The organism is Hydrogenophaga sp. L310, assembly GCF_055703065.1.
In genome coordinates, this window is sequence record NZ_JBVPZA010000004.1 from 131,608 (window position 1) to 144,376 (window position 12,769).

15 protein-coding genes are annotated in these 12,769 nt (G+C 69.6%); 7 read left to right on the forward strand and 8 right to left on the reverse strand.

The features are described from left to right. Nucleotides 1-3 precede the first annotated feature (3 nt). The 7 genes from AC0GNO_RS09255 to senB all read right to left on the reverse strand — a co-directional run bounded on the left by AC0GNO_RS09255 (nt 4) and on the right by senB (nt 4,969). Nucleotides 4-354 (reverse strand): DsrE/DsrF/TusD sulfur relay family protein, encoded by a 351-nt coding sequence (locus AC0GNO_RS09255; protein ID WP_472887445.1) that lies wholly within the window; start codon nt 352-354, stop codon nt 4-6. Between the two features lie 22 nt (nt 355-376). After that, nucleotides 377-1,045 (reverse strand): ArsR/SmtB family transcription factor, encoded by a 669-nt coding sequence (locus AC0GNO_RS09260; RefSeq protein ID WP_472903811.1) that lies wholly within the window; start codon nt 1,043-1,045, stop codon nt 377-379. Nucleotides 1,046-1,167: 122 nt separating this feature from the next. Then, nucleotides 1,168-1,866: a haloacid dehalogenase type II gene (locus AC0GNO_RS09265; protein WP_472903812.1), complete on the reverse strand. Its 699-nt coding sequence runs from the start codon at nt 1,864-1,866 to the stop codon at nt 1,168-1,170. Between the two features lie 21 nt (nt 1,867-1,887). Continuing rightward, nucleotides 1,888-2,349 (reverse strand): methyltransferase family protein, encoded by a 462-nt coding sequence (locus tag AC0GNO_RS09270; protein WP_472903813.1) that lies wholly within the window; start codon nt 2,347-2,349, stop codon nt 1,888-1,890. A 10-nt stretch (nt 2,350-2,359) separates the two neighbouring features. Further along, nucleotides 2,360-2,665 carry a hypothetical protein gene (locus AC0GNO_RS09275; RefSeq protein ID WP_472903814.1) on the reverse strand — a complete coding sequence of 102 codons (306 nt, stop codon included), beginning with the start codon at nt 2,663-2,665 and terminating at the stop codon, nt 2,360-2,362. A gap of 169 nt (nt 2,666-2,834) precedes the next feature. Next, nucleotides 2,835-3,908, reverse strand: coding sequence for a selenide, water dikinase SelD (gene selD, locus AC0GNO_RS09280; RefSeq protein WP_472903815.1), 1,074 nt, complete (start codon nt 3,906-3,908; stop codon nt 2,835-2,837). A gap of 65 nt (nt 3,909-3,973) precedes the next feature. Beyond that, nucleotides 3,974-4,969 (reverse strand): selenoneine biosynthesis selenosugar synthase SenB, encoded by a 996-nt coding sequence (gene senB / locus AC0GNO_RS09285; protein WP_472903816.1) that lies wholly within the window; start codon nt 4,967-4,969, stop codon nt 3,974-3,976. Here senB and senA point away from each other — a divergent pair. Next, complete coding sequence (gene senA / locus AC0GNO_RS09290) at nt 4,968-6,206, forward strand: selenoneine synthase SenA (RefSeq protein ID WP_472903817.1); 1,239 nt, start codon at nt 4,968-4,970, stop codon at nt 6,204-6,206. The two genes, senB and senA, sit on opposite strands and share 2 nt — an antisense overlap. Nucleotides 6,207-6,276: 70 nt before the next feature. Here senA and egtD read toward each other — a convergent pair whose 3' ends face one another. Further along, nucleotides 6,277-7,278 (reverse strand): L-histidine N(alpha)-methyltransferase, encoded by a 1,002-nt coding sequence (gene egtD, locus AC0GNO_RS09295; RefSeq protein WP_472903818.1) that lies wholly within the window; start codon nt 7,276-7,278, stop codon nt 6,277-6,279. A gap of 165 nt (nt 7,279-7,443) precedes the next feature. Between egtD and AC0GNO_RS09300 the strand changes: the two genes are divergently transcribed. From AC0GNO_RS09300 to egtB, 6 genes are read left to right on the forward strand one after another with little or no spacing between them, the layout of a single operon-like run. Continuing rightward, nucleotides 7,444-8,307: a putative selenate ABC transporter substrate-binding protein gene (locus tag AC0GNO_RS09300; protein ID WP_472887436.1), complete on the forward strand. Its 864-nt coding sequence runs from the start codon at nt 7,444-7,446 to the stop codon at nt 8,305-8,307. Nucleotides 8,308-8,322: 15 nt separating this feature from the next. After that, on the forward strand, nt 8,323-9,153 hold the full coding sequence (locus AC0GNO_RS09305) for a phosphonate ABC transporter ATP-binding protein (RefSeq protein WP_472887435.1): 831 nt from the start codon (nt 8,323-8,325) through the stop codon (nt 9,151-9,153). A 10-nt stretch (nt 9,154-9,163) separates the two neighbouring features. Beyond that, on the forward strand, nt 9,164-9,997 hold the full coding sequence (locus AC0GNO_RS09310; protein WP_472903819.1) for a PhnE/PtxC family ABC transporter permease: 834 nt from the start codon (nt 9,164-9,166) through the stop codon (nt 9,995-9,997). Next, the gene (gene phnE, locus AC0GNO_RS09315) at nt 9,994-10,821 is read left to right on the forward strand and encodes a phosphonate ABC transporter, permease protein PhnE (protein WP_472903820.1); all 828 of its coding nucleotides are present in this window, start codon (nt 9,994-9,996) and stop codon (nt 10,819-10,821) included. Before AC0GNO_RS09310 ends, phnE begins: the two co-directional genes overlap by 4 nt. Before the next feature lie 20 nt (nt 10,822-10,841). Then, nucleotides 10,842-11,474 (forward strand): class I SAM-dependent methyltransferase, encoded by a 633-nt coding sequence (locus AC0GNO_RS09320; RefSeq protein WP_472903821.1) that lies wholly within the window; start codon nt 10,842-10,844, stop codon nt 11,472-11,474. Next, nucleotides 11,471-12,766, forward strand: coding sequence for an ergothioneine biosynthesis protein EgtB (egtB, locus tag AC0GNO_RS09325; protein ID WP_472903822.1), 1,296 nt, complete (start codon nt 11,471-11,473; stop codon nt 12,764-12,766). Before AC0GNO_RS09320 ends, egtB begins: the two co-directional genes overlap by 4 nt. Nucleotides 12,767-12,769: the final 3 nt, after the last annotated feature.

The following is a 12,769-nucleotide window of genomic DNA, read 5'->3' on the forward strand; positions in this document are numbered from 1 at the left end:
GGTTCAGAACACCAGCACTTTGTCGGCCTCGGCCGTCCAGTCGGCCAGCTGCGCCAGCGTGGAGCGCGTCGCGCCAGCCACCACGTCGCCCTCGTCCAGGCCCCGCGCGTCCATGCAGGTGCCGCACAGCGCCACCTCGCCCTTGCGCAAGACCTTGCCCAGCATGAGCTGCACGTTGTAGTAGCCCTCGGGCACTTTCTGACCTGCCTTGGCGCAACCCACGGCATCGGCCATGAGGAACACGCGCACCTGCACGCCGTCCTTGGCGGTCATTGCGCCTGCCAGTCGCAGGCCGTTGTAGGCGCGCTCGTTCCCATAAGGGGCATCGTTGAGGATGAACAGCACAGAACCCATGGCGAACTCCTGATGTTTGAAATCAATCGGCCTGGGACGCCAGCGGCAAGCCAGCGGCCTGCCATTCGCTCACGCCGTCGGACACCTTGCGTGCCCGGTAGCCACGCGCCTGCAGCAGCGCCACGGCTTCGTCGGACAGCAGGCAGAACGGGCCGCGGCAGTAAGCAACGATGTCTTTGTCGCGCGGCAGCGAAGCGAGGTGTTTTTCCACCTCGGCCAGTGGCATGGAGCGTGCGTACGGCAGGTGGGCCACGGCGTATTCGTCGCTCGGGCGCACGTCGATCACCACCACCTCGCCGCGCCGGGCCTGCTCCATCAGCGCCTGGCGGTCCACCGGTGCCAGCTGGGCGGGGTGGGCGGCCATCTGGTCGAGCGCCAGACGCAGTTCCAGCAGGTGCTCTTCGGCCACCTCGCGCAGCTTCACGCCCAGGCCCGCCACGTCGGCACCCGTGAGCCGGTAGTGGATGAACTTGCCTTCGCGACGGCTGGTCACCAGCCGCGCATCGCGCAGCGCTTTCAGGTGGGCGCTGGCGAGCTTGATGTCGATCGACAGCTCGGCCGCGAGCGCGTCGACCGACTTTTCACCCTGCGCGAGCATTTCCAGCAGCTCCAGCCGCTTGGGACTGGCCAGTGCTTTGCCGATGCGGGCGACCTGTTCGTACAGCAGGTCCTTGAGTTGGCGGTTATTCATGCCGTCATTCTAACGATCATTAGATTGATGACCAAAACCCGATGCGGTTGTGGGGACATGGGCGCACGGCTGCCGGATGCGGAACGGCCGGTGGCGCTCAGGGCTTCGGCCCTGGCGGCCGGTCAGCAGCCGAGCTGGTCGGCGAGGTGCAGCAGGTCGCGCGCGTGCAGCGTGTTGGCCGGGTCGGGCGACACGTCTTTCGGCTGCCCGGCGCCGAACTCCAGCGGGCGTTCGATGTACGCGGTCATCAGGCCGCAGGCGCGGGCGGCGGCGAGGTCGTCCTGGTGGGCCGCGACCAGCATCACCTCGGCCGGCGCGGCGTCGAAGGTCTGCGCCACGCCCAGGTAGGCGCGCGGGTCGGGCTTGTAGGCGCGGAACACCTCGGCCGAGAGCACGCAGTCCCAGGGCAGGCCGGCGCGCTTGGCCATGTCGGTGAGCAGGCCGATGTTGCCGTTGGAGAGCGTGCAGATCAGGTGTTTCGATTTCAGGCGGGTCAGCCCGGCCACGCTGTCGGGCCAGGCATCGAGCCGGTGCCAGACGCGGTTGAGATCGGCGCGCTCGGCGTCGCCCAGGTGGTCCAGGCCGAAGCGCGGCAGCAGCTCATCGAGGATCAGCCGGTGCAATTCGTCGATGCGTGTCCAGCCGAGTTCGCCCGAACGCACGCGCGCCATGGCCGGCTGGTAGCCCGCGCGCCAGGCGAGCGCGAAGGCGTTGGCGTCGATCTGCGGGTGGCGTTCGCTCATTTCGCGCACGATGCTGCCGTGCCAGTCGACCACGGTGCCGAAGATGTCGAAAGCGAGGATGCGGGGCACGGGGTTCATGGGCGGTCGCCTTTCAGTCGCTCAGAGCCAGCGGCGCACGCGCCGGGTGTAGGCCGTGTAGGCCTCGCCGAACAGCGTGGTGAGCACGCGCTCTTCGGGCTGGATCTGGAAACGGGTGATGTAGAGCACAAACACCACCGGCCCCAGCAGCGGCCAGGCGGCGCCGAGCCAGACCGCCCAGGCGGTCAGGAACATCACCAGCCCCACGTACATGGGGTTGCGTGTGAAACGGTAGACGCCGGTGGTGACCAGCGTCGTGGTCTTGCGCGGGGCGAGCGGGTTGATGGTGGTGTGGCGCCGCAGGAAGGCGACCAGACCCATGAAATCGAAGCTGGCGCCCAGCAGCGCGAGCACCAGCGCCACCACGCGGCGGATGCCTTCGGGCCACGGCAATGCGGGCCCGAGCGCGGCAAGCGCCCACATGGCCAGCGCCAGCAGGAGTGCCACCACCGGCGGCGGGATTTTGAGTTCGAGCGCTTTCAAGGCGAATCCTTCATGGCGACGAAACGGGCCGCGACAACAGGCGCGCCAGCCCCCAGGCCAGCCCCAGCCAAAAACAGAGCAGGAAGGCCCAGCCGAACGGCGTCGGCATGCACCAGCCCCAGCCGCAGGCGCCGTCGTTCTGCAGCAGCCAGGGCACGCCCAGCGTATGGAACAGGTAAACCGACAGGTACGGGATGGCGGCCAGCACGCCGATGGGGCTGTCCAGATAGCCCGGAAACCAGGCCCCGGGCAACAGCACCGCACCGTACAGACCGACGATCCAGACGAACACCTTCCAGGTGCGGCGCGGCTTCATGCGGCCCTCCTCTTTGACCACGACTGTTCGGAGCGAAGACGGGGATCGCCGATGTTGCCCCGGTTGCCACCGCGCATGAAAGCCAGCAGGCGCCTGACATGCACACCTCGCGAAAGTTGAAAGACGCGTCCTTCGGCGCACGACAGCCGCACACCCTCACCCCGTGGCCTCAGACCACGCGCAGGCGCACGCCGTCAGCCTCGGCGGCGATGATCTCGCCCACCTCGGCCGCCGCCGCAAAGCCGTGCCGCTCAAAGATCGCCAGCACCTCGGCCACCGCCTCGGGCGCGCAGGCCACGAGCAGGCCGCCGCTGGTCTGCGGGTCGCTCAGCAGGGCCTGGTCCACCGGCTGCAGGCCGGCGCCCAGGCGCACCTCGTGGCCGTAGGCGGCCCAGTTGCGGCCGCTGGCGCCGGTGACCATGCCTTGCGCCGCGAGCCCGCGCACGCCGGTGATCAGCGGAACACGCGCCATGTCAATTTTCACCGTGGTGTTGGAGCCGCGCGCCATTTCCAGCACGTGGCCGGCGAGGCCGAAACCGGTGATGTCGGTCAGCGCGTGCACGCCGTCGAGCTTGGCCAGATCGGGGCCGGGCGTGTTGAGCTGGGTGGTGTTGGCGATCATCTGCGCGTAGCCTTCAGCGGGCAGCGCGTCCTTCTTCAGCGCGGCCGAGAGCACACCCACGCCAATCGGTTTGCCGAGGATCAGGCGGTCGCCGGCTTTGGCGTCGGCGTTGCGCTTGACACGCTTGGGGTGCACCAGGCCCATGGCGACCAGGCCGTAGATGGGTTCGACCGAGTCGATGGTGTGGCCACCCGCGATGGGGATGCCGGCGGCCCGGCACACGTCCTGCCCGCCTTGCAGGATCTGGCCGATGGTCTCGGTGCTGAGCACGCTGATCGGCATGCCCACCAGGGCCAGCGCCATGATGGGCGTGCCGCCCATGGCGTAGACGTCGCTGATGGCGTTGGTGGCGGCGATGCGGCCGAACTCGTAGGGGTCGTCCACGATGGGCATGAAGAAGTCGGTGGTGGCGATCAGCGCCTGCTGATCGTTGAGCTGGTACACCGCCGCGTCGTCGGCCGTCTCGATGCCGACCAGCAGCTCCTTGGGCATGGGCATCGCGGCCGTGCCCTTCAGGATATCGCTCAGCACACCGGGCGCGATCTTGCAGCCGCAGCCGCCGCCGTGCGAGAGGCTGGTGAGGCGGGGTTCGGTCTGCTGGTGGGTGGTGGGGGCGTTCATGTGCGGGGGATCTCCGGTGCGTGCAGTGGGGCACTCTGGCTGGGTCGGCCAGGGTGGCATTTCTCTTACGGTTGTTCAGGCTGGCGCACGTCGGCCAGCAACGCCAGCAGGGCGGCCTGCTCGGCGCGCGGTTCGAACAGCGGCGCTCTGGCCGAACATTGTGCTTGCAGTTGGCACAGCAGGCCGGCATCCGAGCCGATGTCCGCACGGGCCTCTCGCAACAGAGCCGCCAGCGCGGCGGCATCGCCCGGCGGGAAGTAGCCGCCGTAGCCGGCGCCCAGCATGCCCACGTTGCCCGCGATGCGCGAAGCCAGCACCGGCGTGCCGCACAGCGCAGCCTCCATGATCACGTGGGCACCGCCCTCCATGCGGCTGGTATGCACCAGCACATGGGCGCGCTGGATGCGCGCGCGGGTCGCGGCGTGCGGCTGGGTACCGAGCCAGCGGTAATGGGGGCAGGCGAGCGCGGTCTGGCGGGCGGCTTCGCCCAGCGCCGGGTCCAGCGCGCCGCCGGTGTGGTCGATGAAGATGCCTTCGTCGGGGGCGATCAGCCGTGCCGCTTCAAACAGGGTCTGCGGCGATTTTTCGTCGCGCAGATGGCCCACCATGACGGCCCGCAGGTGGGCGCGGGTCTTGGGCAGCGTGGCGCGCCGCGTGCTCGACTGGAACACCACGCGGCACTTCGTCCGCAGCGCCTCGGGCAGTTCCAGCGGCCCCTGCTCCTGCAGCACGATGAGGCGCTGCGCCAGCACCAGCGAGCGCTGAGCGCTGGCGTCGCTCTGGATGTCGCGGTAGAGGTCGGTGCCGGTGAGCGCGAGCACCAGCGGTTTGTGCGGGTTGGCCTGCGCCCAGGCGGCCACGCTGGCGGCCGAGCGGCGCGCGTGCAGCGCGAGCAGGATGTCCGTGCCGTCGTCGGTGGTTTTTGATTCGGGCCATGCCTTCACCAGGCGGACCGCATAATGCCCGCGAAGCATGTGGGCCCAGCGGCGCGCGGTCTGCCAGTTGCCGTTGTTGGCATCGGCCAGGGCCGGGGTGACGATGCACAGAGAAGGTTTTTTCATGGGTGTGAAGCTGATCTCAGCGATTGTGTCCGATGCCGAATCCGCGCGCTGTGGTGGCAAGGCGTGGCTGGCTGTTGCGCTGCGCGAAACGCGCGCGCGCAGCCTGGCGCTGTTTGATACCTACGAGGCCGCGCTCGGCCCGGGCCTGCGCGTGCCCTGCACGCCCGAGCTGAACCTGCCGCTCTGGGAGCTGGGCCACATCGGCTGGTTCGCCGACTGGTGGCTGGCGCGAAACCCGCAGCGCCATCTGGGCGTGCTCGCCGACCCGTTGGCCACGCGCAGCCCCGCGCGCCAGGCCGCGCGCGGCGTGGACGCCGACGCGCTCTACAACTCCAGCCTGGTGGCGCACGGCGCGCGCTGGCGGCTGGACCTGCCCGATGCCAACGCTGTGCGTGCCGACCTCGCGGCCAGCCTGAACGACACGCTGGCCCTGCTGGCCGACGCGCCCGAAGACGACACCGGCCTGTATTTCTTCCGCCTCGCGCTGTTCCACGAAGACATGCACGCCGAGGCCGCGGTCTACATGGCGCAGACGCTGGGCTTCGATCCGCTGGCCCAACGTCCAGCCGCACCGGCCACGGCTCGCAAGCCCCAAGCGCTGCACATGGCGGCGACGGACTGGACGCTGGGCCGCAGCGGCCCCGGCTTTGCCTTCGACAACGAACTCGGCGCGCACGCGGTGTCGGTCGGCGCCTTCGAGATCGACGCACGGCCCGTCACCTGGGCGCAGTTCCTGCCCTTCGTCGAAGGTGGCTCTTATGTGCAACGCCAGTTCTGGAGCACCGCGGGCTCGATCTGGCGGCTCTCGCAGGAGCGGCAGGCCCCGCGTTACCTGCGGCAAACCCCGCAAGGCTGGGAGCAGCAGGTGTTTGGCCGCTGGCAGCCGCTGGACCCGGTCGCACCGGCCAGCCACCTCACGGCCTTCGAAGCGCAGGCCTGGTGCGCCTGGGCCGGGCGGCGCCTGCCGACCGAGGCGGAGTGGGAAGTGGCGGCGCAAGACCCGGCCTTCGAATGGGGCGCCGTCTGGGAATGGACGGCCAGCGCCTTTGCGCCCTTCCCCGGCTTTGTGGCCCATCCTTACGTGGACTATTCGCGCCCGTGGTTTGACGGCCGCCCGGTGCTCAAGGGCGCGAGCTTGGCCACCGCGCCGCGCATGCGCCACCCGCAGTACCGCAACTACTTCACGCCCGAGCGCAACGACGTCGTGGCGGGGTTCCGCTCTGTGGGCGCTGCCTGACACCCTCCCTCGCGATTCCACGCCGGTCCCCATCTCTGGCTTCCCCCAGAGGGGGCAGGGGTCGATCCGTTCAGGCCGGGGCAAAGAACACGCTGAACCAGCCGCGCGCATCGCTCCAGTGGGTTGACGGGCCGAAGCCCGCTTCGCGCAGCAGCGCGTCGAAATCGGCCGGTTGCCACTTGCAGGAGTTCTCGGTGTGCACCCGCTCGCCATCGGCAAAGTGGCGCTCGCCGCCGGGCCAGCGCACCGTCTGCGCGCCGTCGGACTGCAGGTGCATCTCGATGCGCGAATCGGCCTCGTTGAAAAAGGCCACGTGCTGCCAGCGCGCGGGCGCGAAGTCGGTGCCCAGCAGGGCGTTGGTGTGCAGCAGCAGGTTGCGGTTGAAGGCCGCCGTCACGCCCAGCGGGTCGTCGTAGGCGGGCTCCAGGATGGCCTTGTCTTTCACCCGGTCGACGCCGATCAGGATGCCGCCGCCCGGCCCGCCCGCGGCGCACACGGCGTGCGCCTGGCGCAGCAGGGCCAGCGCCTCGGCGGGGTTGAAGTTGCCGATGCTGGAGCCGGGGTAGAACACGCAGACCGGCGCGGTGCTGAGGTCGTGCCGCGCCAGCCAGTCGGTGGCGGCGGGCGGCAGGGCCAGCTCGGCCGAGAAGTCCATGCCCAGCCCCAGCATGGGTATCCCGCGGTGGCGCTGCCGCAGCTCGCTCATGGTCTCGCGCAGGTAGTCCACCGAAATGTCCACCGCCACATAGGCGCCCGGCCGCAGGACGGGGAACAGCCCCGCGGCCTTGGCGCAGCTGCCCGCGCCCAGGTCGACCAGCACCGCGCCCGCCGGCACCTGCTGCGCCATGGCGGCACCGTGCTCGCGGAAGATGGCGGCCTCGGTGCGCGTGGGGTAGTACTCGGCCAGCTCGGTGATGGCGTCGAACAGGCGCGAGCCCAGCGCGTCGTAGAAGAACTTGGGCGCGACGCGCGGCGGCGTCTGATTCAGCCCCGCGGCCAGCTCGGCCTGCACGGCCGCCAGGTCTTCGCGGTGGATCTGTACAAAATGGGCGGTGGGTGTGTCGATGGGCATGCGTGGTGGTTTCCGTTCAGACCGGGTTATACCGGGTGGACCGTCTCTGCGGTCGGCTGCGTCCGGCTTTTCTTGCAGGGGAATCCCCGCATGGCCCCACCCGGCGCACCGGCGCCGTATCGCGGTTTAATACGCCCTCCCCATCCCCCTTAACCGGATACCACCATGAAACCACTGTCTTATTCACGCACCGTTCGCGCACTCTTGACCTGCGCCGTGCTGGGCCTCTGCACCCTCGCGCAAGCGCAGCAGGTGTTCCGCGTCACCGCCATCCCCGACGAGTCGCCCACCGAGCTGGCGCGCAAGGCCGGCCCGCTGATGCAATACCTCGAAACCCAGCTGGGCATGAAGGTCGAATACATCCCCGTGACCGACTACGCGGCTTCGGTGGAAGCCCTGGTCAACAAGAAGGTGGACATGGCCTGGTTCGGCGGCTTCACCTTCGTGCAGGCCAACGTGCGCTCGGGCGGCAAGATCATCCCGCTGGTGCAGCGCGCGGAAGACGAGAAGTTCAAGTCGGTCTTCATCACCAGCGACCCGGCCGTCAAGACCCTGGCCGACCTCAAGGGCAAGGACGTGTCCTTCGGTTCACAAAGCTCCACCAGCGGCCACCTGATGCCGCGCGCCTACCTGATGGAAGCCGGCCTCAACCCCGACAAGGACTTCAGGCGCGTGGCCTACAGCGGCGCACACGACGCGACCATCGCGGCCGTGGCCTCGGGCAAGGTGCAGGGCGGCGCGCTCAACATCTCGGTGTGGGAAAAGTTCGTCGCCGACAAGAAGGTCGACACCACCAAGGTGCGCGTGATCTACACCACCCCACCCTACTTTGATTACAACTGGTCGGTGCACGCCGACATGCCCGCCGCCACGCGCCAGAAGCTGTCCGACGCCTTCCTCGCGCTGAGCCCGGCCACCCCCAACGGCAAGCAGATCCTCGACCTGCAGCGCGCCAGCAAGTTCGTGCCGACCAAGGCCGAGAACTACAAAGGTATCGAGGCCGCCGCGCGCAGCGGCAGCCTGCTCTGAACCGGAGCGCCGCGCTTGAACATCGACCTGCAGGGCGTCAGCGCCCGCCACCCCGCCGCCCGACCGGGCGCAGCGCCCGCGCTCAAGGGGCTGACGCTGCGCGTGGCCCACGGTGAGCAGGTGGCCGTGATCGGCCCCTCGGGCGCGGGCAAGACGACGCTGCTGCAGGTGGTCGCCTGCGCCATGCAGCCCCAGGCCGGCACGCTGCAGCTGGAAGGCCAGTCGCCCTGGCAATTGCCGCGCCGTGACCTGCAGCGCCTGCGCGGGCGCCTCTTTCTGGCGCCGCAGGTGCCGCCGCTGCCGCCGCGCCAGCGTGTGGTGACGGCCGTGCTCGCCGGTCGCCTGCCGGCCATGGGCCTGTGGCAGAGCCTGCGTTCGCTGTTCTACCCGGTCGACATTCCGGCGGCTTTTGAAGCGCTGGACCGTTTCGATCTCGCGGACAAACTCTTCGAGCGCGTCGACCGCCTCTCGGGGGGTGAACGCCAGCGTGTCGGTCTGGCGCGGGCGCTGCTGGCACCCGCTTCGCTCTGGCTGATCGATGAGCCCTTGTCGGCGCTCGACCCGGCGCGTGCGCGCCAGGCCATGGCCACGCTGCTCAACGGCGCGCGCGAGCACGGCGCCACGCTGGTGACCACGCTGCACCAGGTGGAAGTCGCCCTCGAACATTTCCCCCGCATCGTCGGCCTGCGCGACGGCGCGCTGGCTTTTGATCTGCCGGCGGCACAGGTCACACGCGAGCACCTGGCCCGCCTGTACGAGCAGCACGAAGACGAGCTGCACGGCCCTGCCCCGCTCGATGCGGCCCCGCCAACCACACCGCAACCGGTCGTCATGCACTGCCGGTGAGCGTGTGAGCATGAACACCTCATCTGTGCGCCCACCGACCCGCGACCCGGCCTGGCTCGGCCGCGTGTTCTGGAGCCTGGCCGCGCTGGTGCTGCTGTGGCCGCTGCTGGTGGCGACCGAGTTCAAACCCTGGGTGCTGCTGGCGCCTGAGAGCCTCCAGGTCAGCGGACATTTCATCGGCAGCTTCTGGCCGCTGGCCCACGGCGGCGAGTTCCTGGCCATGGTGGCGCGCGAAACCTGGCGCACGGTGGCCATGGCCACCGCCGGCATGACGCTGGCGCTCATCGTGGCGCTGCCGCTGACCCTGATGTCCACGCGCGTGCTGTCGATTTCGGCGCTGGCCGGTCCGATGGCCCGCGGCCCTTTCTGGCTGCGCCAGAGTGTTCGCTGGCTGCTGGTGGTGTTGCGCAGCATCCCCGAGCTGGTGTGGGCGCTGGTGTTTGTGCGCGTGGTCGGCCTCGGCCCCACGGCCGGTGTGCTGGCGATCGCGCTCACCTACGGCGGCATGCTGGGCAAGGTGTACGGCGAGATCCTGGAAAGCGGCGAAACCGATGCCACGCAGAACCTGCTGCGCAACGGCGCCGGGCGCCTGCAGGCCTTTTTCTACGGTCTGCTGCCGGCCAGCGCGGCCGAGCTCACCAGCTACACGGTCTACCGCTGGGAGTGCGCGATCCGCTCGTCGGTGGTGCTGGGTTTCGTGGGGGCGGGTGGCCTGGGCCAGCAGATGGACAACTCGATGAAGATGTTCAACGGCGGCGAGGTCGCCACCATGCTGGTGGTGTTCATGGCGCTGGTCGCGCTCGCCGACCGCGTGAGCGCGGGGCTGCGGAGGTCGCTGGGATGAACAAGCCCCAGGCCGCGAATCAGACCTACCGGTTGCCGCCGCCGCTGTTCAACGCGCGCTGCAAGGCCTGCTGGTTCAGCGCCGCTCTGGTGCTGCTGGTGGTGGCGAGCTTCTGGTCGCTCGACCTGCAGTGGGCCCAGTTCCTGTCGCTCGAAGCGGCGCAGAGCATGGGCCGCTTCCTGGCCGAGTTCGTGCCGCCCGACACCTCGCCCGCGTTCCTGAAAAAAGTCGCGCTCGGCACCTGGGAAACGCTGGCCATGTCGGCGCTCGGCACGCTGCTGGCGGCGCTGGCCGGGCTGGCGCTGGCGCTGCCCGCCAGCCGATTGCACGAGGGTGATGCCGCGCACGGTCGCACGCCCACGCGACTGCTGCTCAACGCGCTGCGCAGCATCCCCGAGCTGGTGTGGGCCGCGCTGCTGCTGATCTCCGCCGGGCTGGGCCCGTTTGCCGGCACGCTGGCGCTGGCGCTGCACACCAGCGGGGTGCTCGGCCGGCTGTTCGCCGAAGCGATCGAAAACGCGCCGCCCGGCCCCGGCGATGCGCTGCGCGCGCAGGGCGTGGGCAACGGCCGCGTGTTCCTCTACGCCACGCTGCCACAGGTGCTGCCGCAGCTCATGAGCTACACGCTCTACCGCTGGGAAAACAACATCCGCGCCGCCGCCGTGCTGGGCGTGGTGGGCGCGGGCGGCCTGGGCCAGCTGCTGGCCTTTCACATGGGTCTGTTCCACATGGGCAAGACCGCCACCATCCTGGCCGCGATGCTGCTGCTCGTGGCCTTCGTGGACGCCGCCAGCCACGGCTCGCGGCGCCTGCTCACGCGCTGAAGACAACGAACAAGGTGGACATGACGACCGACAACGACATCTCCATCGCGCTCTACCGCAGCAAGGCCGCGGGCTACGACGCCTCGGCCGAGTTCACCATGCCGCTGCGCCGGCGCACCATCGCGTTGCTGCAGCTGCAGCCCGGCCAGACCGTGCTCGACGTGGGCGCCGGCACCGGCCTGAGCTACCCTCTGCTGCGCGCGGGCGTGGGCGACACCGGCCGCGTGCTGGCCTTCGAGCAGAGCCCCGACATGTTCGCGTTCGCGCAGCAACGCGTGCAGCGCGAAGGCTGGGCCAACGTGTGGCACGTCAACGCAGCGGCCGAAACGGTGCAGCTGCCGACGCTGGCCGACGCGGTGCTCTTCAACTACACGCACGACATCTGCCGCAGCCCGGCGGCGGTGGCCAACATCCTGCGCCAGGTGAAGCCGGGTGCGCGCGTGGCCATGGCGGGCATCAAGTTTTTCCCCTGGTGGACCGGCCCGCTCAACCTGCTGGCCTGGCTGAAGAACCGGCCCTACAACGCCCGGGCCGCCGACCTGTGGGAACCCTGGAACCTCGTGGCCGCTCAATGCAAGGACTTCCGCTGGAACAGCACGCAATGGGGCATGGGCTACATCGCCAGCGCCACGCTGAAAGGACCACCCCGATGACCGCGACCCCGGCCCCACAGACCGCACCCACCGACCTGGCCCGGCGCTACGCCAGCGTGCGCGCCCAGACGCTCGCGCTGGCCGAGCCCTTGAGCGAGGCCGACTGCCAGGTGCAGTCCATGCCCGACACCAGCCCGACCAAATGGCACCTGGCCCACGTGACGTGGTTCTTCGAGACCTTCGTGCTGGAACGTTTTGAACCCGGCTTCCAGCCTTTCCACCCCGGTTTTCGTGTGCTGTTCAACAGCTACTACCAGGGCGTGGGCGAGCAGCACCCGCGCCCGCAGCGCGGCCTGGTCACGCGGCCCGGCCTGACCGAGGTCAGGGCCTACCGCGCGAATGTGGACACGCGCATCGCCGCCCTGCTGTCGCGCACGGACCGCCCCGAGCTGCGCGAGCTGATGGAGCTGGGCCTGCAGCACGAGCAGCAGCACCAGGAGCTGCTGCTCACCGACATCAAGCACCTGCTGGCGATGAACCCGCTGCACCCGGTCTACCACCCGCAATGGCCGCTGAGCAGCGTGGTCGCCACACCGGTGGACTGGGTGGAATACGCCGGCGGCATCGCCCAGGTGGGGCACGCGGGCGCCGGTTTCGGGTTCGACAACGAGGCCCCGCGCCACGCCGTGCTGCTGCGGCCCTACGCCCTGGCCAACCGGCTGGTGACCCACGGCGACTGGCTGGCCTTCATGGACGGCGGTGGCTACCGCGACCCGCGCTGGTGGATGGCGGCGGGCTGGGACTGGGTGCAGGCACAAGGCGTCGAAGCGCCGCTGTACTGGCAGGCCACCGACAGCGGCTGGACCAACTTCACGCTGCACGGCCGCGTGCCGCTGGACCCGCACACCCCGGTGGTGCACATCAGCTGGTTCGAGGCCGATGCCTACGCGCGCTGGCGCGGTGCGCAGGACGGGCTGGCGCTGCGCCTGCCGACCGAGACCGAGTGGGAGTTTGCCGCGCAGGCTCTGGGCGACACCTGGCAAAAACAGGGCAACTTTCTGGAGAGCGGTGCCCTGCACCCGATGCCGCTGGCGCGCAGGACACCCGGCCCGCGCCAGATGGGCGGCGACGTCTGGGAATGGACCGCCAGCCCCTACACACCCTACCCCGGCTACCGCCCCTGGGCCGGCGCGGTGGGCGAATACAACGGCAAGTTCATGGTCAACCAGATGGTGCTGCGCGGTGGTTCGTGTGCCACGCCGCGCTCGCACATCCGCGCCAGCTACCGCAACTTCTTCCCCACCGACGCGCGCTGGCAGTTCAGCGGGGTGCGCCTCGCACAAGACCTTTGAACC

Bases quoted from the DNA above. Each gene is read 5' to 3' on its own strand.
- AC0GNO_RS09255 (WP_472887445.1), bottom strand. From the start codon at position 354: ATGGGTTCTGTGCTGTTCATCCTCAACGATGCCCCTTATGGGAACGAG.
- AC0GNO_RS09260 (WP_472903811.1), bottom strand. From the start codon at position 1,045: ATGAATAACCGCCAACTCAAGGACCTGCTGTACGAACAGGTCGCCCGC.
- AC0GNO_RS09265 (WP_472903812.1), bottom strand. From the start codon at position 1,866: ATGAACCCCGTGCCCCGCATCCTCGCTTTCGACATCTTCGGCACCGTG.
- AC0GNO_RS09275 (WP_472903814.1), bottom strand. From the start codon at position 2,665: ATGAAGCCGCGCCGCACCTGGAAGGTGTTCGTCTGGATCGTCGGTCTG.
- selD (WP_472903815.1), bottom strand. From the start codon at position 3,908: ATGAACGCCCCCACCACCCACCAGCAGACCGAACCCCGCCTCACCAGC.
- senA (WP_472903817.1), top strand. From the start codon at position 4,968: ATGGGTGTGAAGCTGATCTCAGCGATTGTGTCCGATGCCGAATCCGCG.
- senB (WP_472903816.1), bottom strand. From the start codon at position 4,969: ATGAAAAAACCTTCTCTGTGCATCGTCACCCCGGCCCTGGCCGATGCC.
- egtD (WP_472903818.1), bottom strand. From the start codon at position 7,278: ATGCCCATCGACACACCCACCGCCCATTTTGTACAGATCCACCGCGAA.
- AC0GNO_RS09300 (WP_472887436.1), top strand. From the start codon at position 7,444: ATGAAACCACTGTCTTATTCACGCACCGTTCGCGCACTCTTGACCTGC.
- AC0GNO_RS09310 (WP_472903819.1), top strand. From the start codon at position 9,164: ATGAACACCTCATCTGTGCGCCCACCGACCCGCGACCCGGCCTGGCTC.
- phnE (WP_472903820.1), top strand. From the start codon at position 9,994: ATGAACAAGCCCCAGGCCGCGAATCAGACCTACCGGTTGCCGCCGCCG.
- AC0GNO_RS09320 (WP_472903821.1), top strand. From the start codon at position 10,842: ATGACGACCGACAACGACATCTCCATCGCGCTCTACCGCAGCAAGGCC.
- egtB (WP_472903822.1), top strand. From the start codon at position 11,471: ATGACCGCGACCCCGGCCCCACAGACCGCACCCACCGACCTGGCCCGG.